Origin of the sequence: Pseudomonas sp. PB105 (assembly GCF_009764655.1) — a bacterium.
In the GTDB taxonomy this organism is placed as follows: Bacteria; Pseudomonadota; Gammaproteobacteria; order Pseudomonadales; family Pseudomonadaceae; genus Aquipseudomonas; species Aquipseudomonas cyclaminis.
Map to the genome: position 1 here is coordinate 46,334 of NZ_RWIO01000028.1, position 23,510 is coordinate 69,843.

The window sequence follows — 23,510 nt, forward strand, 5'->3', positions numbered from 1 at the left end:
CTCAGGCTGCGGCCTTAGCCGAGTCCTTCAACAACTTAGCAACACGCTCAGACGGTTGTGCACCAACGCTCAGCCAGTAGGCTACGCGCTCTTGGTTCACGGACAGACGGACTTCTTGACCACGAGCGATCGGGTTGAAGAAGCCTACTTGTTCCTTGTGAGAGCCGTCACGTGGGTTGCGGCTGTCAGTTACGGTCAAGTGGTAAAACGGGCGCTTTTTGGAGCCGCCAAGGGCAAGACGGATTGTTAGCATGTGAACATCGTTCCTGTAGTCGGTGCTGCAAATCTAAATGCACAGCGGGCATAGGTGCCCGAAAGGCCGCATATTCTAAGGAATATCCGGACTTTTGCAAATGTCTTTTTCTGGCGCCTATCAGCGTGCCATTCAGATCTGCTAGAGAGCCGTCGGTTAAAACGGCAGGTCAGCCCCCGCCAACGGCGGGTTTGCTGGAGATCCCACATCCCTGTGGGTCGGAGCGCAAGCGTACTTGCGCTCGAATTCTTTACATTTTCGGCATGCCGCCGCCGGGCAACATACCGCCCATGCCGCGCATCATCTTGGCCATTCCGCCTTTGGCGGAGAATTTCTTCATCATCTTCTGCATCTGCTTGTGCTGCTTGATCAAGCGACCGATGTCCTGCACCTGGGTGCCGGAGCCCATCGCGATCCGACGTTTGCGCGAACCGCTGATCAGTTCAGGGTCGCGGCGCTCGGCCGGGGTCATGGAGTTGATGATGGCTTCCATCTGCTTGAACTGCTTCTCTGCCGCGCCCTGGGCATTGCCCATTTGCGCCAGGTTCACACCGCCGATATTCGGCAGCTTGTCCATCAGGCCGCCGAGGCCGCCCATGTTCTTCATTTGTTGCAGCTGGTCACGGAAGTCTTCGAGATCGAAGCCCTTGCCCTTCTTCAGCTTCTTGGCCAGTTTATCGGCCTTGTCCTTGTCGAGGGTCGCTTCGGCCTGTTCGATCAGGCTGAGTACGTCGCCCATGCCAAGGATACGCGAGGCGATACGCTCAGGGTGGAACGGTTCGAGCGCTTCGCTCTTCTCGCCCATACCGATGAACTTGATCGGCTTGCCAGTGATGGCACGCACCGACAGCGCAGCACCGCCACGGGCGTCGCCGTCGACCTTGGTGAGGATCACGCCGGTCAGCGGCAGTGCATCACCGAAAGCCTTGGCGGTGTTGGCCGCATCCTGACCGGTCATGGCGTCGACCACGAACAGCGTCTCGACCGGGTTGATCGCGGCATGCAACGCCTTGATCTCGCCCATCATCTCTTCGTCGATGTGCAGGCGACCGGCGGTATCGACGATCACGACATCAATGAACTTGAGCTTGGCTTCTTTAATAGCCGCGTTGGCAATGTCGACCGGCTTCTGGCTCAGGTCGGACGGGAAGAAGGTCACGCCGACTTCGCCCGCCAGCATTTCCAACTGCTTGATGGCCGCCGGACGGTATACGTCGGCCGACACCACCATGACAGACTTCTTCTTGCGCTCTTTAAGGAAGCGCGCCAGCTTGCCGGCGGTGGTGGTTTTACCCGCCCCCTGCAGGCCCGCCATCAGCACGACGGCCGGTGGCACGGCGCTGAGGTTCAGGTCTTCGTTGGCAGCGCCCATCAGGCTTTCGAGTTCGGCCTGGACGATCTTCACAAAAGCCTGGCCCGGCGTCAGGCTGCGGGACACTTCGGTGCCCACTGCGCGCTCTTTGACCGAGTTGACGAAGTCCTTGACCACAGGCAAGGCCACGTCGGCTTCCAGCAACGCCATGCGTACTTCACGCAGGGTGTCTTTAATATTGTCCTCGGTCAGCTTGGCCTTGCCGGTTACGTGGCGCAGCGTCTGCGAGAGACGGTCAGTCAAGTTTTCAAACATGCGCGATCCTTTCAGGCCCCATTCATCGAAATGCATTGGTAGACCGAGGTAATGACGGCCCAGGCTGTGGTAAATCGCTATTAAAAACAGCGCTCGGCGAGCCTGCGGCGTGGGCAGGTCGCGGATTATAGCGAAGACTGCGCCCATGCACACCCGCTGTCTGGTCCTGGAGTCTTTCGTGGAACGCAGGTGTATGCCAAACTCAGCGCCTTTCGGGCTTGTCTATCAGGATTTATGGTCCCCTTGTCACCCAGTTTGCTACCCAGCCTCGCCGCCGCCATTTTGTATGCCGCTGCGACCCTCTATCAGGGCACTCGTCTTGCCCAAGGCACCAAGGCAGACAAACGCCTGCTGGTCGGCCTCGGCGTCCTCGCCCTGCTGGCCCATGCCGCGAGCCTGTTTACCCACCTGATGACGCCGGTTGGCCTGGGCCTGGACTTTTTCAGCGCCGCCAGCCTGATCGCTGCTGCGGTCATTGCCCTGACGCTGATGGCCTGTTATCGGATTCCCGTCGAGAACCTGTTGGTCCTGCTCTTCCCGTTGGGCGTGCTGACGGTGCTGCTGGCACAATTCGCCCCCACCGGCACCGTGCAGGTGATCGACGAAGAACCCGGCATCCTCGCGCATATCCTGTTATCGATCCTGGCCTACGGCATGTTCACCATCGCGGTGTTCCAGGCCCTGCTCCTGCTGTTGCAAGACCATCAGCTCAAGCACAAGCACCCTTCCGGCCTGATCAAGAATTTCCCGCCGCTGCAAACCATGGAAAGCCTGCTGTTCGGTTTTCTGTGGGCCGGCTGGACACTCCTCTCGCTGTCGCTGATTTCCGGCTGGCTGTTCGTGGAGAACCTGTTTGCCCAGCATCTGGTGCACAAAACCCTGCTGGCGTGCCTGGCCTGGGTGGTGTTCAGCGTGTTGCTGTGGGGCCGCAACCGCCTCGGCTGGCGTGGGCACAAGGCGATCCGCTGGACCCTGGCCGGTTTCTGCCTGCTGATGCTGGCCTATTTCGGCAGCAAGCTGGTTCGCGAATACATCCTGCATATCTGACGGGCAGCAATCATGGATAACCTGCCCTTAGGGCCGATGCTCGCAGTAATCGCCTTGCTGGTGTTATGGGCCGGGCTGTTTACCGCCATTGAAGCGGCACAACACCACTTGCTCGCCCTGCGCCCCGGTACACGCCAGGGTGATAAAGCGGCCGCCCGCCTGAACTTCCCGCGTAACAGCCTGATCCTGTGCAACAGCCTGTGTCGCGCCGCCGTGGTGATTCTCTGCACGCTGCTGGCGATCTATGCCTGGGCGCTGAATGGTCCTTGGCTCGGCTGGCTGATTTCCTGCGTACTCCTGCTGGTGCTGGCCGATTACCTGCCTCGCGCCCTGGCTATCCGCCATCCGCACGCGGTGCTGGGCTTTGGCAATACGTTGCTGGGCGTGCCGTTGAAAATCCTCTACCCCGCAGCCTGGCTGCTCAATGGCATCAGCCTGCTGTTGTTGCGCCCGTTTGCACGAAAATCCGGCGCGGTGAAAAAGAGCGACGAGCCTCTGCCCGGTCACGATCACGATCACGATGACGAACCCGAGCCCGACGCCGACCACACCCCTCGCATGCCCGGCATCCACGCCTTGGACAACATCACCGTCAATGACATCCTGGTGCCCCGCAGCGAAGTGGACGGCATCAACCTCGACGACTCGATCGAAGCCATCATCGAACAGCTGCGCATCTCGCCACGCACACGCCTGCCGGTGTTTCACAGTGATATCAACCAGGTCCAGGCCGTGCTCAATACCCGGCAGGTCAAGCATCTGCTGCCCGACGCCAGCCTGACCAAAGAGGCGCTGCTCGCCGCCTGCCACGAACCCTACTTCGTCCCGGAAAGCACGCCTCTGCAACTGCAACTGCTGAACTTCCACAAACAGCAGCGACGTCTGGGCATGGTGGTGGATGAGTATGGCGAAGTGCTGGGCATCGTGACCCTTGAGGACATCCTCGAAGAAATCGTCGGTGAATTCGAAAGTGAACAGGGCACGGACAACCCGCATATCGAAGCGCAACCCGATGGCCGCTACATCATTGATGGCGCCGCCTCGATCCGCGAACTGAACAAGAGCCTGGGCTGGCACCTGCCCAGCGACGGCCCCAAGACCCTCAACGGCCTGGTGACCGAAGCGCTGGAGACCATTCCGGATTGCGCGGTGTGCCTGAAAATCGGCCGCTACCGTCTGGAAATCCTTGAAACCGAGGACAACCGCGTGGCCAAGGTGCTGATCTGGCACACCAGCCGGATACCCGTCGCCGCGTAACTGCCTGACGGTAAACAGCCCCCTCCCACATTTTGATTTGCGGCGTGTCGGCTCTTGTTGTAATTCCAGACCCCTTCCTATAATCCCTGCGGCTTACCCAAGCTTCGCCCGACCGCGTACAACCCTGATCCACGGGTGTTCGACCAATAATAATCCGCGTCCAAACGCGCAATGACTGTCAGGGATAACCCAATGAGCACCACCTATAACGAGGCCGCGACCGCCGCCCCGACCAATTCGACTGCACGGGTCGCCACGGCGAGCATCGTCGGCACCGCCATCGAGTTCTACGACTTCTATATCTACGCCACCGCCGCAGCCCTGGTGATCGGCCCGGTGTTCTTCCCGCAGACCTCCGGCACCGCGCAGATGCTGGCGTCGTTCCTGACTTTCGGCATCGCCTTCATCGCCCGCCCACTGGGCTCGGCGCTGTTCGGCCACTTTGGTGACCGTATCGGCCGCAAGTCCACGTTGGTGGCCTCGCTGCTGCTGATGGGCGTGTGCACGACGCTGATCGGCTTGCTGCCGGGCTACGACACCATCGGGGCCTGGGCACCGATCCTGTTGTGCGTGCTGCGGTTCGGGCAAGGCCTTGGGCTGGGCGGGGAATGGGGTGGCGCGGCACTGCTGGCCACCGAGAACGCCCCGAAAGGCAAACGCGCCTGGTTCGGCATGTTCCCGCAGCTTGGCCCATCGATCGGGTTTCTGGCGGCCAACGGCCTGTTCCTGATCCTGGCCATGAGCCTTGACGACGAGCAATTCCGCAGTTGGGGTTGGCGCATCCCGTTCATCCTCAGCGCCGCGCTGGTGATGGTCGGCCTGTATGCACGGTTGAAGCTGCATGAAACCCCGGTGTTCGCCAACGCCGTGGCCAAGGAAAAACCGGTCAAGGTGCCGCTGGTGGAATTGTTCAGCCAGCATTGGCTGCCCGTACTGCTGGGCGCCGCGTCGATGGTGGTGTGCTATGCGCTGTTCTATATCACCACGGCGTTTTCCCTGAGCTACGGCGTGTCGACCTTGGGCTACAGCCGCGAAACCTTCCTTGGCCTGCTGTGCTTCGCGGTGCTGTTCATGGGGTTGGCCACACCGCTGGCAGCCTTGGCCAGTGATCGCTATGGACGCAGGCCGGTGCTGATCGTCGGCGCGATTCTCGCCATCCTGTCCGGCTTCACCATGGAACCCTTGCTGACCCACGGTTCGACCTGGGCCGTGGCGCTGTTCCTGGCGCTGGAGCTGTTCCTGATGGGTGTGACCTTCGCGCCGATGGGCGCGATGCTGCCGGAACTGTTCCCGACACGCGTGCGTTATACCGGGGCTTCGGCGGCGTATAACCTGGGTGGGATTGTGGGCGCTTCGGCGGCACCGTTTTTCGCGACCAAACTGGTGGCGATGGGCGGGCTGAGTTATGTCGGCGGGTATGTGTCGGCGGCAGCGTTGCTCAGCTTGATTGCTGTGCTGTGCCTGAAAGAGACGCGGGATAATGATTTGAACAAGGTGGCCTGATAGACCGCTATCGGGGGCAAGTCGAATCGTCGCACCGCCCCCGATGCTTTTAGAGCTCTACCACAACAGCCTGGGAAGCCCGGGTGGCCTTGGCCCGAGCCGCTTCAATCGACTCATCCCGCGCCAACGCCACGCCCATGCGGCGCTGGCCATTCACTTCTGGCTTACCAAACAGACGCAACGCCGTGTCCGGCTCGCTCAGTGCCGCGCCGAGGTTGGCAAAGGCGGTCTGGGTCGATTGCCCTTCCACCAGAATCACCGCTGACGCCGAAGGCCCGAACTGACGGATCAGCGGGATTGGCAGGCCCAGGATGGCGCGTGCGTGCAGGGCAAACTGCGACAGATCCTGAGAAATCAAGGTCACCAGACCGGTGTCGTGCGGGCGCGGCGACACTTCGCTGAACCACACCTGATCACCCTTGATGAACAATTCCACACCAAACAGACCGCGACCACCCAAGGCCTCGGTCACGGCTTTGGCAACCCGCTCGGACTCAGCCAAGGCAACCGGGCTCATGGCCTGAGGCTGCCAGGACTCTTGATAATCGCCCTTCTCCTGACGGTGACCGACCGGCGCGCAGAAGGTGGTGCCGCCGACGTGACGCACGGTCAGCAGAGTGATTTCGTAGTCGAAGTCGATAAACCCTTCGATGATCACCCGACCCTTGCCGGCACGCCCGCCTTCCTGGGCGTAATCCCAGGCTTTCTGCACGTCGTCAGCGCTGCGCAGCAGGCTCTGGCCCTTGCCCGACGAACTCATCACCGGCTTGACCACGCAGGGGAAGCCCAGGTCCTGGACAGCCTTGCTGTAGTCTTCGAAGGTGTCGGCGAAGTGGTACGGCGAGGTCGGCAGATCCAGCTCTTCAGCAGCCAGGCGACGAATGCCCTCACGGTTCATGGTCAGCAGCGCTGCACGGGCGGTAGGGATCACGGTGAAACCTTCGGCTTCCAGTTCCACCAGCGTACCGGTGGCGATGGCTTCGATTTCCGGCACGATGAAGTGCGGCTTCTCGGCTTCGATCACTGCACGCAGGGCAGCGCCGTCGAGCATGTTGATCACATGGCTGCGATGCGCCACTTGCATGGCCGGCGCGTTGGCGTAGCGATCCACGGCAATCACTTCAACGCCCAGGCGTTGCAGCTCGATTACCACTTCCTTGCCCAGCTCACCGCAGCCACACATCAATACGCGGGTCGCGGTTGGCGACAATGGAGTTCCGATTCGGGTCATCTCAGGTCCTCAGGGGAGCGGATCATGGGGAGAAAGGCCGGCATTTTACATGAACTGTAAAAATTGGCCTCAGTTGGCGACGGCGCGCTTGCGAATGCGCCAGGCCATGATCAACCAGACCGCCGTCACACCGGCGAATTTCGAGGCCAGGGCGGTGCCCACCACTGCGGGCGTCAGGGCACCGATCAGGCCGAAGAAGATAAACGTATCGAGGGGAATGCTCAGCGCCGAACTTATCCACAGGCGATCGTGGAGTGGGCGCTTGGTGATGCTGAACACCAGCCAGTCGATGCATTCGGACACCGCGAAAGCCGTGGCACTGGCCAGGGCGATGGCCGGGTCGGAAGTGACATAGGACAGCACAAGCGCCGCCAGCATGGCGACGATCGCACCATGGCCGAAGCGGGTTTGCACCATATCGCGCAGGATGAAGACCAGCCCACCCCAGGCGGACCAGATTACGTCCAGGTGCGGGGCGGTGGAGAAGGCGAAGTTGATCAGCACGACGCTGCTGATGTAGGCGATCAGGAAGAGCATGGGGCGAGGGACCTGTGAACAAGGGGCACAGGGTACTTCACATTTGGAAACATGTCGTCTGGGAGGGCCTCATCGGGGGCAAGCCCCCTCCCACATTTTGATCTGTGAATACATTCAATTGTGGGAGGGGGCTTGCCCCCGATGGCGATCTATCAGGCGCCGGATTTACCAGAAACCATAAACACCAATCCACCCGCCACCGCCCGCTCATGGCACAACCCCAGCACCACCCGGCGCTCGGTGTTGTCCATGCGACTCCAACGCGTAATCTCATCCACCGTCCGCTGGCAGCCAGTGCAGATATCATCATCGTCCAGCGCGCAAATGCTCACGCACGGCGAGGCGACGGGGCGTTCAGTCGGGTTCATTCTGACTGCTCGGCCAGGTCACGGGCGTACCGCTGCGAGTTATGCACATAGTGCGCGGCGCTGGCTTCGAGCATGCGCTTCTGCGCGTCCGTCAACTCGCGCACCACTTTGCCCGGCGAGCCCATTACCAGCGAACCGTCGGGAATTTCCTTGCCTTCGCCGATCAGCGAATTGGCGCCGATGATGCAGTGTTTGCCGATTTTCGCGCCGTTGAGGATCACCGCATTGATGCCGATCAGGCTGTAATCGTCCACGGTGCAGCCGTGCAGCATCGCGTTATGGCCAATGGTCACGCCGGTGCCCAAGGTCAGCGGGAAGCCCATGTCCGTGTGCATCACGCTGCCGTCCTGCACGTTGCTGTTCTTGCCGATCAGGATCAGTTCGTTGTCGCCACGCAATACCGCGTTGAACCAGACGTTGGCGCCCTCCTCCAGCTTGACCTTGCCCACCAGCGTGGCATTGGGTGCCACCCAACTGTTGGGGTGCGTCTCGACGCGGGCGTCGCCCAGGCGGTATTTCATGGTGTGTCCTCACGGCTCGCCATTCAAACGATGGCTTTAGATATTGATGAAGCTTTTAGGCGGCTGGTGCAGGCTGATCTGGGCGTCGTCATAGAGCAGGTTGATCAGCTCGACGATCATGATCGCCGTCAGCCCCCAGATCTTGTACTCGCCAAACCGATAGCTGGGCACGTACCAACTGCGCCCCTGGTAATCGATTCTGTGGGTATGTTCACGCGGATCCTGTCGGAAAAAATCCAGGGGCACGCTGAACACGGCGGCGATTTCGGCATCGTTGGCCAGGTACTCGACGTAATCGGGGATCACACCGACATAAGGCGTGACGCGAATACCGTGCAGGGAAATCAGGGGGCTCAACGGGCCAATCACTTCGACCAGGCCGGGCGGCAGGCCGATTTCCTCTTCGGCCTCACGCAGGGCGGTGAAAATCAGGTCCGGGTCTTCGGGGTCGCGGCGACCGCCGGGAAACGCCACTTCGCCACCGTGGGTCGACAGGCCGCTGGCGCGCAGGGTCAGGATCAGCTCAGGTTCGTCACTGCGGGTAATCGGCACCAGCACCGCGGCCTCGGGGAAACGCCCGTCGGTTTCCAGCGTGTGGGGGGTGTGGTTGCTTACCCGGCGAAGTAGCTCGTCCAGCATGAGTCATCTCGGTCTGTTGGCTACTAAGCATCATGCACCAAAGCGGGCGGGCGCCCAACCCCAAAACCCGGCGGGTGTCGCTAAACGACAACTTGCAGGCCCCCGTCCGCCACGCCAAGATAGGCGCACTTTCCAGGAACCCCAGCATGAAATTCTGCAGCCAGTGCGGCAAACCGGTGTCCCAACGCATTCCCGAAGGCGACGGGCGCCTGCGTTTTGTGTGTGATCACTGCTCGACCATTCACTACCAGAATCCCAATATCGTCGCCGGGACCGTACCGGTGTGGGGCGACAAGGTGCTGTTGTGCCGCCGCGCCATCGAGCCGCGCCTGGGTTACTGGACCTTGCCCGCAGGCTTTATGGAAAACGGCGAGACCGTCGAACAGGCCGCCACCCGCGAAACCCTGGAAGAAGCCTGCGCCCGCGTGCGCAACCTGGCGATCTACACCCTGATCGACGTGCCGCACATCAACCAGGTGCATATCTTCTACCGCGCCGAGCTGGTCGACCTGGACTACGCTGCAGGTCCCGAAAGCCTTGAAGTGCAGCTGTTCGACGAAGCCGACATCCCTTGGTCCGAGCTGGCTTTCCGCACGGTGACACGTACCTTAGAATGCTTTTTCGCTGACCGCCGCGAACAGTCCTACCCGGTGCGCAGCGAGGCTGTGCCGCCGATGGGCAAGCCCGCCCAATAATAATCCGGCATCAAGGGAAATCGTTTCAATGCGTTGGTTGCTTGCTCTGCTCTGCCTGTCGTTCGCCACGCTGTCGCCGGCTTCCACCGTGGAGACCCTGGGCGGCAAAACCGTCGAAAAAGTCCTGGTGCTCAAGTCCGCCCATCAGTTGCAACTGATCAACGACGGCAAACCCTTCAAGACCTACCGCATTTCCCTGGGCAAAAACCCCAAGGGCCACAAGCTGATCGAGGGCGACCGCCGCACTCCGGAAGGCCTGTACTGGATCGACTGGCGCAAGACCAGCGAGCGCTTCAACCTGGCCATGCACATCTCCTACCCCAATATCAGCGACGCCGCCCGCGCACGCCGCGAAGGGGTGAAGCCCGGCAGCATGATCATGATCCACGGCACCCCCGACACCGAAGACTACCCGGAACAGTGGTTCCACACCCTGGACTGGACCGACGGCTGCATCGGCATGCGCAACGTGGACATGCGTGAAGTCTGGACCCTGGTCAAAGACGGCACCCTGATCGAGATCCGGCCGTAATCAGCGACCGCTCGTAAAATAATTCAAAAAAAATCCCCGCCTCTCACAACGCCTGCCGGTGAATACCAGTTCACCGCGCGGGCTGCGCTTTTCTGCGCGCCATAAAGACCTCTCTAATACCACTTGAGACCAAGCCCCGTTATAGGGCCAAGAAAGCCGTATCTGCACCGTTTTGGCAGGATTGACATGGTATTTAAGTGGTATTAATTTTCGGCCAATGCCGGGCGACAACACTCCAATAACGCATCGGAAACCTGACAGATGAATCCCATCCTGGCCCTACGCCCAGACGACAAGCAATCCACGCCGCTGTACCTGCAATTGGCCCGCAAGCTCGAAGCCGCCATTCATGCCGGCGAGTGGAAGTCCGAACAGGCACTGCCGTCGGAACGCGTCCTCAGCGAGCAGTTGAGCATCTCGCGGGTCACCGCCCGCAAGGCGCTGGAAGTGTTGTTTGCCCAAGGCCTGATCCGCCGCAGCCAGGGCTCCGGCACCTTTATCACCCCACGCCTGGAGCAGCCGCTGTCGCGCCTGTCGGGCTTCAGCGAGATGTTGCGCCTCAAGGGCTTTGTGCCCAGCTCACAATGGCTGGAACGCGACATCACCCCGCCGACCCACGAAGAACTGATCCGCCTGGCCCTGTCGCCCACCGACAAAGTGGCGCGCCTCAAGCGTTTGCGTAAAGCCGACGACACCGTCATGGCCATTGAGATGACCACCCTGCCCGCCTCGGTGCTGCCGCAACCGCAAGCCATCGGCAGCTCGCTGTACGAGTACCTGGAAAGTATCGGCAAGCCCATCGTGCGTGCCCTGCAGCATATCCAGGCGGTCAACGCCTCGGACGAGTTCGCCGCCCTGGTGGGCATCGCCCCCGGCACCGCCATGCTGCTGATGACCCGCGTGGGCTACACCGCCGACAACACGCCGATCGAGATCACCGACACCTACTGCCGCAACGATTACTACGACTTTGTCGCAGAGCTGCGTCGATACGACTTTGCCGCCGAGTTGCGGCCTTAGAGAACTGCCCATGTCCGAAGACAATATCCTCACGCCCCACGGCTGGATTCGCGGCCGCCTGGTGCACCACGAAGGCAAGGTCAGCGCCATTGAAGGCGTGCCTTGCGATCCGGCCGACAACGACCTGCCCTACTTGCTGCCGGGTTTTATCGACCTGCATGTGCACGGTGGCGGCGGCAAGGACATCATGGAAGGCATCGACGCCTTCGAGACCATCACCCGCACCCATGTGCGCTTCGGCACCACCTCGCTGCTGGCCACCACCATGACTGCCCCGGTCGAGGAAATCTCCCGGGTGCTCGGTGAACTCGGCCAGTTCTGCGAATACCGCCCGGCCGGCAGCGCCCGTGTGCTGGGCGTACACCTGGAAGGTCCCTACATCAATCCCGGCAAACTTGGCGCGCAACCCAACTTCGCCCACACCGCATTGATGGCCGAGGTCGAGGAATATTTGCGCCTGGCACCGATCCGGGTGATCACCATAGCCCCGGAAATCGCCGGCCATGACGGCCTGATCCGCGCCCTCAGCCAACGCGGCGTGCGCATGCAAATCGGCCACACCCTGGGCAGCTATGAAGAAGGCGTCGCCGCCCTGGCTGCCGGCGCGACCAGTTTCACCCATTTGTACAACGCCATGAGCCCGCTGCATCACCGCGAGCCGGGCATCGTCGGCGCGGCATTGGCTCATGCGACCTACGCAGAACTGATCCCGGACCTGCTGCACGTGCACCCCGGCGCCATGCGCGTGGCCCTGCGCTCGATCCCGTGCCTGTACTGCGTCACCGACTCCACCGCCGCCGCCGGCATGCCCGACGGTGAGTACAAGCTGGGCAGCCACACCGTGACCAAATGCCTGGGCGGCGTACGCCTGGCCGACGGCACCCTGGCCGGCAGCACCCTGACCATGGATCAGGCGCTGCGCAACCTGGTGAAGATCGGCCTGCCGGTCAACGAAGCCTCACAGCGCCTGTCGCAATTTCCGGCGGACTATCTGGGCCTGGAACAACGCGGCCGCCTGCAACCCGGCAGCTTTGCCGACTGCGTACGCCTGGACCGCTCCCTGCACCTCACCGACGTAATGGTCGAAGGAGAAACCATTGACTTCAAAAATGCTTGAAGAGGCCCTGGCCTCCTGTGAGGCCGTCGCGGCGCAACTGCATGGCCTGAACCCGATACTCGAAGAGATCGCCGGACGCCTGCGCCGCCAGCCGCCGCAAGTGGCGATGACCATCGCCCGTGGCAGCTCGGACCACGCCGCCAGCTACTTCGCCTACCTGGCCATGCAGCACGTGGGCGTTCCGGTGGCGTCGTTGCCGATGTCCGTGGTGACGCTGTCCCAGGCGCCGCTGAAGGTCAGCGGTCAGGTGGCTTTCGGGTTCTCCCAGTCGGGTCAGAGCCCGGACCTGGTCAACAGCCTGCGCCTGCTGCGCAAGCGCGGGGCCTTGAGTGTGTCGATGGTCAATGCCGAAGACTCGCCCCTGGAAGCCGCCTGCGAATTCCATGTGCCACTGTGCGCAGGTCCCGAGCGCAGCGTGGCCGCGACCAAGAGCTTTATCGCCACCTTGAGCGCCAGCGCCCAGTTGGTCGGCCATTGGAATCAAGAAGCCGACTTGCTGCAAGCCTGTCAGGCCTTGCCCGAGGGCCTGCGTGACGCCGCCAGACAGGATTGGCGCCTGGCCGTCGACGCCCTCAAAGGCAGCCAGCGCCTGATGGTCATCGGCCGTGGCGCCGGGTTTGCCATCGCCCAGGAAGCCGCGCTCAAACTCAAGGAAACCTCGGCGATCCAGGCCGAAGCCTTCAGCAGCGCCGAAGTGCGCCACGGCCCGATGGCGTTGATTGATGACAACTACCCGCTGCTGGTATTCGCCCCACGCGGCGCCGAACAGCCGGGCCTGCTGACCCTGGCCGCGGAAATGCGCCAACGTGGGGCCCGAGTACTGCTGGCCGCGCCCGACGATATCGACGAACGCGACCTGACCTTGAGCCGTGCCGAACACCCGGCCCTGGACCCGATCCTGGCGATCCAGAGCTTCTATGTGATGGCTGCAGGTTTGGCCCAGGCCCGGGGCATGGACCCGGACCAGCCCCGTCACCTGAGCAAAGTCACTCGCACCCATTGAGTTGATTTCCGTCGTTTCCTGATGAGTACCGTGCCCATGCCCGACAATAATAATGACCTCACCCTCAGCGCCCCTCTTAGCGGACCGGTGCTGACCCTGGGCAACGTTCCAGATGAAGTGTTCGCCAGTGGTGCCATGGGCGACGGGATTGCCATTGACCCCCTCAACGACTGCCTGCATGCGCCGTGCGCTGGCGTGGTGATCCATGTTGCCCGTACCGGCCACGCCCTGACCATCCGCGCCGACAATGGCGCCGAAGTCCTGCTGCACGTGGGCATCGACACCGTCGAACTGCAAGGCGAAGGCTTCGCCTTACTGGTCAAGGAAGGTACGCGGGTCAGCAACGGGCAAGCCCTGGTGCGCTTTGACCTGGACCGCATCGCCCGCCAGTGCAAAAGCCTGGTCAGCCTGATCATTCTCACCAATGGCGAACAGTTCGAAGTGCGCCCGGTGGCGTTGAATACTGTGAAGGTCGGCGAGGCATTGCTGCGCATCGTCGCGCGTCAGGCTGGCGCCGTGCAGGCTGCGGTGGCCGACAACTCCCAGGCACATGCCAGCGCCAGCGTGCGCATCACCCATCGCGGCGGCCTGCATGCGCGCCCCGCCGCCCTGATCCGCAAGACCGCCCAAGGCTTCAGCAGCCAGTCGCAGCTGCATTTCGCCGGTAAATCGGCGTCGTGCGCCAGCCTGATGGGGTTGATGGGGTTGGGCATCGGTGAGCAGGACGAGATACAGGTCACCTGCCAGGGCAAGGATTGTGATGCGGCGTTGCAGGCACTGGTCGCAGCGTTATCCGTTGCCACCCACGAAGAAGTGCACGCCCCGGTGATCGTCGCGGCGCGCCCGCTCAATACCGAAGCGGGCGTATTGCAGGGTGTCTGCGCAGCCCCCGGCCTGGTCTGCGGGCCGCTGTTCCGGCTCAACACCATCGAGCTGCCGCAGGACCCGGGTAACCATGCGCGTGATGAACAACTGCAACACCTGAACAGCGCCCTGGAACGGGTACGCGGCGAAATCCGCAATACCCTGGAGCACGCCCGCCAGCGCAAGGCCGTCGAGGAAGAAGAGATCTTCGCCGCCCATCTGGCCCTGCTGGAAGACCCGACACTACTGGACGCCGCCACTGGCGCCATCGAACAAGGTAGCGCCGCTACCCATGCCTGGCGCAATGCAATCCAGGCCCAATGCGCGGTGTTGCTGGGTTTGGGTAAACCCTTGTTTGCCGAGCGCGCCAACGATCTGCGGGATTTGCAGCAACGAGTATTGCGCGCACTGCTGGGCGAGGCCTGGCAATTTGAGTTGCCCGCTGGCGCCATTGTCGTCGCCCATGAGCTGACTCCCTCGGACCTGCTGCAACTGAGCGCGCAAAACGCGGCCGGCATCTGCATGGCCGAAGGCGGCGCCACCTCCCACGTGGCGATCCTGGCCCGGGGCAAAGGTTTGCCGTGCGTAGTGGCATTGGGCGGCGAAGTGCTGGATGTACCGCAAGGCCAACGGGTGGTGCTGGACGCTGCCCATGGCCGCCTTGAACTGCACCCCGACGAGGCACGACACGCCGAAGTCCATCAGATCCGCGATGCGCAAAAGCTCAAGCGCCAGCAGCAACAGACCCTCGCCCGGACGCCGGCCCAGACCCTCGACGGCGTGGGTGTCGAAGTCGCCGCCAATGTGGCCTCCAGCAGCGAAGCACAGCTTGCCTTCGCAAACGGCGCCGACGGCGTTGGCCTGCTGCGTACCGAATTCCTGTTCGTTGACCGCCACACCGCGCCCGATGAACAGGAACAGCGCCTGGCCTATCAGGCCGTGCTGGATGCCATGGGCGACAAGTCGGTGATCATCCGCACCATCGACGTCGGCGGCGACAAGCAACTCGATTATCTGCCGTTGCCCGCCGAGGCCAATCCGGTGCTGGGCCTGCGCGGTATCCGCATGGCCCAGGTGCGCCCGGAACTGCTCGACCAGCAACTGCGCGCCCTCCTGCAAGTCAGCCCGCTGGCCCGCTGCCGGATCCTGTTGCCGATGGTCAGCGAAGTCGACGAGTTGCTGCACATCCGCCAGCGCCTGGATGAGCTATGTGCCGAACTGGAACTGACCCAACGCCCGGAACTGGGGGTGATGATCGAAGTACCGGCCGCCGCGCTGATGGCCGAACAACTGGCCGAACATGCGGACTTTCTGTCCATCGGCACCAATGACCTGTCGCAATACACCCTGGCCATGGACCGTGACCACGCCGGCCTGGCCGCCCGGGTCGATGCGCTGCACCCGGCGCTGTTGCGCCTGATTGCCCAGACCTGCGCAGGCGCGGCGAAGCATAGCCGGTGGGTCGGTGTGTGTGGCGCCCTGGCCTCCGACCCGCTGGCCACTCCCGTGCTGGTTGGCCTCGGGGTGCGCGAGCTGTCCGTGAGCCCGCCACAAATTGGCGAAATCAAGGATCGCGTGCGCCATCTGGACGCCGCGCAATGCCGGCAACGGAGCCAGGAATTGCTCAACCTGAGCAGCGCCAAGGCCGTTCGCCAAGCCTGTCACCGCCACTGGCCATTGAGCTGACAACAACAAGAAAAAGGAGACTCGCCATGTACCAACTGTTTATTGAAGGCCTGCAACGCCTGGGCCGTGCGCTGATGCTACCCATCGCGATCCTGCCGATTGCCGGCCTGCTGCTGCGCCTGGGTGACACCGACCTGCTGAACATCGCGGTGATGCACGATGCCGGGCAGGCGATCTTCGCCAACCTGGCGCTGATCTTCGCCATCGGTATCGCCGTGGGTTTTGCCCGCGACAATAACGGCACGGCCGGGCTGGCCGGGGCGATCGGTTACCTGGTGATGATCTCGACGCTCAAGGTGATGGATACCACCATCAACATGGGCATGCTCGCAGGTATCGTCAGCGGCTTGATGGCCGGCGCGCTGTACAACCGCTTCAAGGACATCAAGCTCCCGGAATACCTGGCATTTTTTGGCGGGCGACGGTTTGTGCCGATTGTCACGGGGTTCAGTGCGGTCGGGCTGGGGGTAATCTTTGGGCTGATCTGGCCGCCGATCCAACACGGCATCAATAGCTTCGGCGTGTTGCTGATGGAAAGCGGCAGCCTCGGTGCGTTTATTTTTGGTGTGTTCAACCGCTTGCTGATCGTCACCGGCCTGCACCATATCCTCAACAACATGGCCTGGTTTGTGTTCGGCAGTTTCACTGACCCGGCGACAGGCGCGGTGGTGACCGGCGACCTGACCCGCTATTTTGCCGGCGACCCGAACGGTGGCCAGTTCATGACCGGCATGTTCCCAGTGATGCTGTTCGGCCTGCCCGCCGCGTGCCTGGCGATGTACCGCCACGCGTTGCCGGAGCGCCGTAAAATCATGGGCGGGATTTTCCTGTCGATGGCCCTGACATCGTTCCTCACGGGGGTGACCGAACCCATCGAATTTGCGTTCATGTTCCTCGCGCCGTTCCTGTTCCTGCTGCACGCGCTGTTGACCGGCCTGTCGATGGCCGTCACCAACCTGCTGGACATTCACCTGGGCTTCACCTTCTCCGGCGGCTTCATCGACATGGTGCTGGGCTGGGGCAAATCCACCAACGGCTGGCGGGTGGTGCCGGTCGGCGTGGCGTATGCACTGATCTACTACAGCGTGTTCAGCTACTGCATCCGCCGCTTCAACCTCAAGACGCCAGGACGCGAAGACATCGTCGTCGCACAGGCGCAAACCATGACCGACAACCAGCGCGCCAGCGCGTATATCAGTGCGTTGGGCGGTGCAGAAAATTTATTGAGCGTCGGTGCTTGCACGACACGGTTGCGTTTGGACCTGGTTGATCGCAACAAAGCGGCAGACACGCAACTGAAAGCGCTGGGCGCCATGGCAGTGGTACGGCCAGGCAACGGTGGCAGTTTGCAAGTGGTGGTCGGGCCAATGGCGGACAGCATTGCGGATGAGATCCGACTGGCCATGCCGTCGTTTGCCGCGACTGCGCCCGTGGCGGTTGCGCCTGTGGATAAGCCGGTCGAGGTGAATGTGCGGGAAGCCGAAAAATGGCTGGATGCCTTGGGTGGCCGGGCGAATGTGCGCCAGTTGGGAGTGGTGGCGATGACGCGCTTGCGGGTGGAGTTGGCAGATGACTCAGGCTTGTCTGAAGCTGATCTCACTGCGCGGGGCTGCCTGGGTGTACGCCAGCTAGAAAGCGGTGTCTGGCACCTGTTGATGGGTGACAAGGCACCCGGATTGGGTCAAGCGCTGGAACGATTGGTCAAGTGCCAGGCCTGAAGCGGTAGTGGCTGCAGGCTAGCGCCCAGGCCTGGCCCACCTATATACCGCCCACCGCCAACCCAGCTTTTCCATGCTGACGACTCTACTCCTCAGCATGGAAAACGGGCCTATGAGCACCGCTGACGTTACACCCCCTTCCTACGACGCGATCAAAGGTGATATTGCCAACATCGCCCGTCATTTACTGAAGGTCGAGCTGCCGCGAATCGGGCAAAAATCCTCGGCCTCGCTGGCCTTCCTCGAACAACTGAACACCACACTCATATCCGCCAACCGGGTGTTTTTCAAAAACAGTCGCGCCGCCTTTGAGGCGCTCGCCTCGGCCGACCTGCACACCGATGACGGCCGGCGAGTGCTGGACGCGCTCAAGCGTGAGCTGGCGCAGAGGCTGTCGGACCTGGAGGCGCGTGACCTGATCTCGAATCAGTCGCGCAAGACATTCATGACCTATACCGCCGGTTTCACTGCCCTTGAACATCAGGCCAAACTGGGCGTCGAGGATCGCCTGTTGCACCGGGATGACTTCAAGGACGTGCAGAGGCTGAGCCTCGGCCCGCAGTTGCGTCCCGCGGCGTGGGCCCTGACGTTCCAGTACCAGGAGCACACCGTAGAACTGGCTGGTGCGTTTATCATCAGCTTACCGTTCGTGGCGCCGGTCAATGACCTGGCAACCTCAGCCTTGCCCGGCAGGGTCTTGTTGTTCACTCCCGTTCGCGGCCTGGAAGCCTTTGACTCATTGGGTGAACTCAACGCCCACTTGCTGCACGTCAACGAATTCAGCCAACTGCTCCCGGCGCGTTACCAGCATTTGCCAACGGTCGCGATCTGGCCGCTGGCCCTCTCGCCCATCAGCGACAAGCCGCTGTTCGAACACAGTTACGACAGCCTGCTGGAGAAACGCCGCCAGGACATCGAATGGGCATTGAACACCGCCGACAACCCAGCCAACAGCGCAACGCAGTTGATGCAGCGCCTTGAACGTGCGCTCCAGCAGACGCTGCCCGACCTGACGGCCTACCTGGAGCTGCGCGCCCAGGCATTATTGGAGCGACACTTGCGCCTGAGCGCTCCGGATTGGTATCGCAGCGCCAGCGTTACCCGGCGCCAGCTGCTCGCCGAGCACCTGGCCAGCTACAACGAGGCACGCCAGAACCTGCTGGACCTGTTCGGCCCCGCCGCCACCCCGCACGCCCTGGCGCGTTACCAGTTGCTCGAACGCCTGAGTGATGACCTGGACATTCACGATCTCGATCCCCAGCAACTGCACATCAGCACGCGTCGCCACGTGGTCGACGTCGGCGAATACGACGATCACAAAAATCTTGTCGAACTGGCCCTGCGAGGTCTGCACACCCATGATGAAGAACCGGGTAGCGCGTTTCTCACAAACACCCGGCTCACCTATGCCGGTGAGCCGCTTGAGGATGATTATGGATCGCTGACACCCGCGTATCTGGTTGAAGTGCTGACGCAACTGCAACCCCGCCTGGACTTTGCCAACGTTCAAAAATCCATCCAGCAACAGCCGCCGCTGAAAACCGCTATCGAGCGAATGCTCGACCAACGCATCCAGGCACTCGCGTATCTGGCCACGTTGCAGGGGCATATCAACGATGACGATTACCGCCTCGTACAACGCCTGCGTGAAGGCAACGATGCGCAGCTGGAGGCGTCGAGTGTGTCGTTTCACGGCGCGCAACTGCGCGACCTGTGGGTGTTGCGCCAGCGCGATGCCGACGGAGCGATCCAGCGTCTGTTGCTGTGCACGCCCGATGCGCCGAGCGGCATGCAATGGCAGAGGTTCAACAAAGAAGTCGACCTGCAGGCGCATATCCTCGGCTGGTGCCTGCACAACGGCACACCCGGCATGAGCGAATACGTATTGCAGCAGGTGCCTTTGCGTTTTCAACCCAAGCTGAAACAGCTGCTGACCGGCCTCAGCTTCAAGCCAGCGGCAAAGGAGCATGAAGAAATCACCTTCAATGCGCCGTGCAATCACGTCCAATGCCTGACGATCATGGCGGGGCATCTGCTGAGCCGGCGAATCGATGATTACGATTACGCCACACCGGCCTGGTATCGCTCGACGACGGCCGATCTGCGTAAAAAACTGGCGACCCAGGCCGACGACGCCGTCGGCGCCCAAGCCCTCTATCAGGCAGATACTCGATCCGAGGCGCACGTCCCGGCCTTTGAAACTTACGTGCACCAACAGGCCAAGGCACAACTAAACCGCCTGCTGGGCCGCGCGCAAAACGATATCGATCCGGATACCGTCTGGGCCTACGCCCCGCCTGAATTATTCGTAAAGCCCTCGGCGCCCATCAGCTATACGCAGTTGTTTCGTGACGGGTACGCCGACGGGATAGGCTTTATCAACGAGCAGTTTTCCCGGTCGGCCCGCTTCCAAGGCCCTCCAGGGCTTGATCTGAGCGCCTTGAGCCCGGAACAGGTGGCCCGTTCTGTCACGGGAGTCTGGATTGGCGAGCGCTATATCAACCTCGTCAAGTCGAAACTGCTCGACGAAACCCAGGCCGACTATCACTACCGACGCAACGCCACCTTGGCAATCACCCAGTTGCAATTGCGCAACGCCGCGCTGGAGTCGCGCTTGCTCGGCGACATTGCCGGGGTGGATCTGGACTGGCTGGAACGCAGCATCGATGCCATGGGCGACACCTCGGCCTCGGCACGCAGCACCTATCCGATCCATCGCCTGATGATCGATGGCGATTGGGTGATCGGCTGCTACCTGTTCAGCCACGCCGACAACCCGGTCTTGCTGTACACCCCGCAAGCCCCCGACGGCATCAGCTTTCGCGAAGCCCGGCAATTCAACTATCTGCTGAAAAAAACCAAAGGCATGCCCGGCTATCTGATGGAGCGCGTCGGCCTGCAGTCGCAGATGCGTGGCCGCACTTTTTTGCAGCGGGCTGCGGACAACCTCCCCGAACACATCGACAGCACCAGCCGCAGCACAGCGTTCTACGACTCGATCCACACACTCCCCGGTGTGCCCGATCTGCGCAGACTGCTGTACAACATGAACATCCAGCGCAAAATCGACAACGTCAACGCGACAACCGTCAGCCGCACGCAGATGATCAGCGGCATTCTGTGGACCTGCGTCGAGTTGCTGGCAGCTATTGCCACCGCGCCCTTTCCCGTTGTCAGCCTGAGCGTGGGCGCATTGCTGGCGTTCAAGGACGGCATGCTTGCCCTGCACGCCTACAACCAGGGTGACCCAGGTGCGGCGCTCGGGCATTACATCGGGTTTGTGCTCAATACCGCTGGCGCGCTGGCCACCGACTTGCGTCCGGCGCTGGGCCTCCTTGCCAAAGCGAGTCGGCCGCTACGCCAGGTCGCACGGACCGCCGAACAACGCCAGGCCATGCAGTTGATCGAACAGCTGGACCCGCCGCCGCTCACCCCGGCCACAATGCAGCCGGTCATCCATGAAGGCCAGTTGCTCTGGGCACCGAAAACACCTGACCCGATCGGACGCTACCTGCTCTACCGCGCAGATCCCACCAGCGGCAGACTGGTGTCCACCAGCCGCCTGGCAGCGCCGGATGCCGACGGACGCTGGGTACGTACCGGCGTGAAGGGCGGTGCTCCAGGACCTAAATATGAAAAGGTCCCCGAACCACTGCAACCCTTGGATCCGTACGAAATTCCCAAAAAGCACCTGCCCGAATTTGAGTTGATCCTCAACCCCGAATCGGTCAAACGGTTTCTGCGCCAACAAGCCGATTACGCTGAGCGGACCCGATTCTCCCTGGCCCTGCTCAACCAGCCCGCCTATGAGGCGTATCAAAAACAGGTCGCGAACCTGGCCAACGATGCGAAAAATTTCTTCACCTACCTGGACATCCCGCCGCCACGCGCCGACGTGTTGGCGCTGGAGGCCAGCACGCCTCACCGCACGCTGATCAAACAGCTGGTGGGCGAAAACAAAGGCCTGGTCATCGGCGAAATTCCCAGCTCCATTGCCAGCAAAAAATTCCTGATCGACAACCTCGACGCGTTCGTCGGGCAGAACATAAAACGCCTCTACCTGGAATACATACCGAGCGATGTGTTCGCGCCGAAGCTGGCAAAGCTCACGCCTGGCCGGTCGTCAATGCACCTTGATCGCCACCTCAACACCCTCGACGAGACTTTTGGCTTCAACAGGCATTCCTATTATTCGTACGCCATGCTCATTAAAACCGCGCGTAAAAAAGGCATCGCCATCAAGGCGCTGGATGCCACCACCTCGTACAAGCTCGACGATGCGCTGATGTTCGGTGACACGCCGCCCACTACGCCCCGGACCAACGACCTCAGAAACTTCTACTCGCATAAAGTCATTGAAGCCGACATCGCCGCTCACCCGGATGACGGCTGGATTGCACTGGTTCATCAAACCCGCATGAGCACTTTCAATCAGATTCCGGGCATGGCCGACCTGCAAAAAACCATCGCCCTGCGCATAGAAGATGTGGGGCCGAACCAGCCGGTGGGGATCTGGGCAGATACCGCTGGCGGCATACCGGAAGACGCACTTGCCAAAGCCGACTACCGACTGACGATGCGCACTTCCTACAAAGGCATCACCACTGCCGGGCCTTCAACAAGTCCGGTATCGCCTTCGACAAGCGTGCTTGCCAAGTTCGACCTGCCTCCCGAGTTTCACGACCGCGTGCTGCAAATGATCCGGCACCCAGATGGGCTGGACACCCGCTATGTTCCCTCTGACGCTGAAGGTCGCCGCGCAATCAGTGCCTTTAAAGAAACCCGCCTTCGGCTGCAGGATCACGCGCAGACATACTTTAAGAACCGGACGGCGACTGCCAGGTCCGCCTTGCCTGAAATAAAACCCGATACCTCGGCCGACACGTTCATCCGTCAGATTTTCAAACGTGACGCCGCAGGATTGGTGATCGGCGAAGTTCACAGTGACCAGTCGAGCAAGGCGTTCCTGATCAAGCACATGAGTACGTTTGAGCAACTGGGGGTCAAGACGCTCTATTTCGAACACCTGCCAAGCGACCTGTTCCAGCGGGATCTGGATACGTTTTTCAAGACCGCCCTGTTGACCAGAAAACTGGAACAGTACCTGGCAGCGCTGAACAGGGGACACATGCTCGGGTACGAGGGCGGTAGTCACTTCACCGCTGTCATCGAGAAAGCAAACAAACACGGGATTCGCATCAAGGCGCTGGACTGCACCGCCAGTTACTACCTCAAAGGTCTTGTGGACAGTGAAGGCCTGAACCGCAACAGCCTCTTCAGCTTTTATGCATCACAGGTGATCGAGGCCGACCAGGCCGCACAAGGCGCTCACAAATGGGTGGCCTTTGTCGGCAATGCCCACACCAATACGAACAAGGGTGTACCCGGGCTGGTGGAGTTGCACGATGCGGTCAGTCTCTACGTACGGGACGTTGCGCCGTCACCGTCACCGCCCACCGGTATCCACGCCGATACCTGGGAGATCAACACGGGCCTGAAACCCGGTGCCGCCCGAAGCGATTTCACCTTGAAAGTCGGTGTAGAAGGCCGGCGGTCATCGCCGTTCTTCACCACAGCCGACAGGTCGCGATTAAGCCGCCCTGGGTACTTTATGATCGAAAACCCTTCAAGCACTGAAATGAACCTGCTGCATCATTCCAGCAGCGGTGAAATTGTATCGACCCCTATCCAGATCGACGATAACGGGTTGTTTTTCATTGATCGTTGGCACTTGAAGGACAAGCGCTTCATCTCGCCAAAAACCCTGGAGAGCGCCCTCAGGTTTGAAGTCAACTTGACACCCGCCCCGTAAAACTGCGACTACGGTCAACAAGCCAATAAAAAACCCGCCGGCCCAAAGGGCTCGACGGGTTTTGTGTTGCTGCAGTACCC

The 23,510-nt window shown here is 61.5% G+C and carries 18 protein-coding genes; 11 read left to right on the plus strand and 7 right to left on the minus strand.

What is annotated here, in order from left to right; translation table 11 throughout:
- Position 1 precedes the first annotated feature (1 nt).
- A complete protein-coding gene (gene rpsP / locus EJD88_RS05770) occupies positions 2-253 on the minus strand; it encodes a 30S ribosomal protein S16 (protein WP_003238923.1) in 252 nt (83 codons plus the stop codon).
- A 250-nt stretch (positions 254-503) separates the two neighbouring features.
- Positions 504-1,880: a signal recognition particle protein gene (gene ffh, locus EJD88_RS05775; protein ID WP_003193965.1), complete on the minus strand. Its 1,377-nt coding sequence runs from the start codon at positions 1,878-1,880 to the stop codon at positions 504-506.
- 234 nt (positions 1,881-2,114) lie between these two features.
- Here ffh and EJD88_RS05780 point away from each other — a divergent pair, with 234 nt between their 5' ends.
- From EJD88_RS05780 to EJD88_RS05790, 3 genes are all read left to right on the plus strand, one after another.
- The gene (locus tag EJD88_RS05780; protein ID WP_099585575.1) at positions 2,115-2,927 is read left to right on the plus strand and encodes an inner membrane protein YpjD; all 813 of its coding nucleotides are present in this window, start codon (positions 2,115-2,117) and stop codon (positions 2,925-2,927) included.
- Between the two features lie 12 nt (positions 2,928-2,939).
- On the plus strand, positions 2,940-4,184 hold the full coding sequence (locus EJD88_RS05785; RefSeq protein WP_158877163.1) for a transporter associated domain-containing protein: 1,245 nt from the start codon (positions 2,940-2,942) through the stop codon (positions 4,182-4,184).
- A gap of 192 nt (positions 4,185-4,376) precedes the next feature.
- Entirely contained in the window at positions 4,377-5,687 is a 1,311-nt protein-coding gene (locus EJD88_RS05790; protein ID WP_099585577.1) for an MFS transporter, read from the plus strand.
- Positions 5,688-5,736: 49 nt separating this feature from the next.
- Here the strand turns inward: EJD88_RS05790 and purT are convergent, their stop codons facing one another.
- The 5 genes from purT to EJD88_RS05815 form a co-directional block, all read right to left on the minus strand.
- The gene (gene purT / locus EJD88_RS05795) at positions 5,737-6,918 is read right to left on the minus strand and encodes a formate-dependent phosphoribosylglycinamide formyltransferase (protein ID WP_099585578.1); all 1,182 of its coding nucleotides are present in this window, start codon (positions 6,916-6,918) and stop codon (positions 5,737-5,739) included.
- A 69-nt stretch (positions 6,919-6,987) separates the two neighbouring features.
- On the minus strand, positions 6,988-7,455 hold the full coding sequence (locus tag EJD88_RS05800) for a VUT family protein (protein WP_099585579.1): 468 nt from the start codon (positions 7,453-7,455) through the stop codon (positions 6,988-6,990).
- Between the two features lie 152 nt (positions 7,456-7,607).
- The gene (locus tag EJD88_RS05805; RefSeq protein WP_158877165.1) at positions 7,608-7,823 is read right to left on the minus strand and encodes a DUF1289 domain-containing protein; all 216 of its coding nucleotides are present in this window, start codon (positions 7,821-7,823) and stop codon (positions 7,608-7,610) included.
- The gene (locus EJD88_RS05810) at positions 7,820-8,344 is read right to left on the minus strand and encodes a gamma carbonic anhydrase family protein (protein WP_099585581.1); all 525 of its coding nucleotides are present in this window, start codon (positions 8,342-8,344) and stop codon (positions 7,820-7,822) included. The genes EJD88_RS05805 and EJD88_RS05810 overlap by 4 nt, the downstream gene beginning before the upstream one ends.
- Before the next feature lie 36 nt (positions 8,345-8,380).
- Positions 8,381-8,983, minus strand: coding sequence for a CoA pyrophosphatase (locus EJD88_RS05815; protein WP_033898592.1), 603 nt, complete (start codon positions 8,981-8,983; stop codon positions 8,381-8,383).
- Between the two features lie 146 nt (positions 8,984-9,129).
- On the opposite strand from EJD88_RS05815, the gene EJD88_RS05820 reads away from it, so the two are divergent.
- From EJD88_RS05820 to EJD88_RS05855, 8 genes are all read left to right on the plus strand, one after another.
- Entirely contained in the window at positions 9,130-9,678 is a 549-nt protein-coding gene (locus EJD88_RS05820) for an NUDIX hydrolase (protein ID WP_158877167.1), read from the plus strand.
- A 28-nt stretch (positions 9,679-9,706) separates the two neighbouring features.
- Positions 9,707-10,210 (plus strand): murein L,D-transpeptidase family protein, encoded by a 504-nt coding sequence (locus EJD88_RS05825; RefSeq protein ID WP_099585583.1) that lies wholly within the window; start codon positions 9,707-9,709, stop codon positions 10,208-10,210.
- 261 nt (positions 10,211-10,471) lie between these two features.
- The gene (locus EJD88_RS05830) at positions 10,472-11,230 is read left to right on the plus strand and encodes a GntR family transcriptional regulator (RefSeq protein ID WP_099585584.1); all 759 of its coding nucleotides are present in this window, start codon (positions 10,472-10,474) and stop codon (positions 11,228-11,230) included.
- 10 nt (positions 11,231-11,240) lie between these two features.
- On the plus strand, positions 11,241-12,347 hold the full coding sequence (gene nagA / locus EJD88_RS05835; RefSeq protein ID WP_158877169.1) for an N-acetylglucosamine-6-phosphate deacetylase: 1,107 nt from the start codon (positions 11,241-11,243) through the stop codon (positions 12,345-12,347).
- A complete protein-coding gene (locus tag EJD88_RS05840) occupies positions 12,340-13,350 on the plus strand; it encodes an SIS domain-containing protein (protein ID WP_158877222.1) in 1,011 nt (336 codons plus the stop codon). The genes nagA and EJD88_RS05840 overlap by 8 nt, the downstream gene beginning before the upstream one ends.
- A gap of 36 nt (positions 13,351-13,386) precedes the next feature.
- On the plus strand, positions 13,387-15,900 hold the full coding sequence (ptsP, locus tag EJD88_RS05845) for a phosphoenolpyruvate--protein phosphotransferase (protein WP_158877171.1): 2,514 nt from the start codon (positions 13,387-13,389) through the stop codon (positions 15,898-15,900).
- 26 nt (positions 15,901-15,926) lie between these two features.
- Positions 15,927-17,618 (plus strand): N-acetylglucosamine-specific PTS transporter subunit IIBC, encoded by a 1,692-nt coding sequence (gene nagE, locus EJD88_RS05850; protein WP_158877173.1) that lies wholly within the window; start codon positions 15,927-15,929, stop codon positions 17,616-17,618.
- A 112-nt stretch (positions 17,619-17,730) separates the two neighbouring features.
- Positions 17,731-23,430, plus strand: a complete 5,700-nt coding sequence (locus EJD88_RS05855) for a membrane-targeted effector domain-containing toxin (protein WP_158877175.1) — start codon at positions 17,731-17,733, stop codon at positions 23,428-23,430.
- Positions 23,431-23,510: the final 80 nt, after the last annotated feature.

Excerpts from the sequence above, each read along its gene's own strand:
- EJD88_RS05820 (WP_158877167.1), top strand. The coding sequence starts at position 9,130 with ATGAAATTCTGCAGCCAGTGCGGCAAACCGGTGTCCCAACGCATTCCC.
- rpsP (WP_003238923.1), bottom strand. The coding sequence starts at position 253 with ATGCTAACAATCCGTCTTGCCCTTGGCGGCTCCAAAAAGCGCCCGTTT.
- EJD88_RS05855 (WP_158877175.1), top strand. The coding sequence starts at position 17,731 with ATGAGCACCGCTGACGTTACACCCCCTTCCTACGACGCGATCAAAGGT.
- nagE (WP_158877173.1), top strand. The coding sequence starts at position 15,927 with ATGTACCAACTGTTTATTGAAGGCCTGCAACGCCTGGGCCGTGCGCTG.
- EJD88_RS05790 (WP_099585577.1), top strand. The coding sequence starts at position 4,377 with ATGAGCACCACCTATAACGAGGCCGCGACCGCCGCCCCGACCAATTCG.
- ffh (WP_003193965.1), bottom strand. The coding sequence starts at position 1,880 with ATGTTTGAAAACTTGACTGACCGTCTCTCGCAGACGCTGCGCCACGTA.
- EJD88_RS05805 (WP_158877165.1), bottom strand. The coding sequence starts at position 7,823 with ATGAACCCGACTGAACGCCCCGTCGCCTCGCCGTGCGTGAGCATTTGC.
- EJD88_RS05800 (WP_099585579.1), bottom strand. The coding sequence starts at position 7,455 with ATGCTCTTCCTGATCGCCTACATCAGCAGCGTCGTGCTGATCAACTTC.
- ptsP (WP_158877171.1), top strand. The coding sequence starts at position 13,387 with ATGCCCGACAATAATAATGACCTCACCCTCAGCGCCCCTCTTAGCGGA.
- EJD88_RS05785 (WP_158877163.1), top strand. The coding sequence starts at position 2,940 with ATGGATAACCTGCCCTTAGGGCCGATGCTCGCAGTAATCGCCTTGCTG.
- EJD88_RS05780 (WP_099585575.1), top strand. The coding sequence starts at position 2,115 with ATGGTCCCCTTGTCACCCAGTTTGCTACCCAGCCTCGCCGCCGCCATT.
- EJD88_RS05810 (WP_099585581.1), bottom strand. The coding sequence starts at position 8,344 with ATGAAATACCGCCTGGGCGACGCCCGCGTCGAGACGCACCCCAACAGT.
- EJD88_RS05840 (WP_158877222.1), top strand. The coding sequence starts at position 12,340 with ATGCTTGAAGAGGCCCTGGCCTCCTGTGAGGCCGTCGCGGCGCAACTG.
- EJD88_RS05830 (WP_099585584.1), top strand. The coding sequence starts at position 10,472 with ATGAATCCCATCCTGGCCCTACGCCCAGACGACAAGCAATCCACGCCG.
- EJD88_RS05825 (WP_099585583.1), top strand. The coding sequence starts at position 9,707 with ATGCGTTGGTTGCTTGCTCTGCTCTGCCTGTCGTTCGCCACGCTGTCG.
- purT (WP_099585578.1), bottom strand. The coding sequence starts at position 6,918 with ATGACCCGAATCGGAACTCCATTGTCGCCAACCGCGACCCGCGTATTG.
- nagA (WP_158877169.1), top strand. The coding sequence starts at position 11,241 with ATGTCCGAAGACAATATCCTCACGCCCCACGGCTGGATTCGCGGCCGC.
- EJD88_RS05815 (WP_033898592.1), bottom strand. The coding sequence starts at position 8,983 with ATGCTGGACGAGCTACTTCGCCGGGTAAGCAACCACACCCCCCACACG.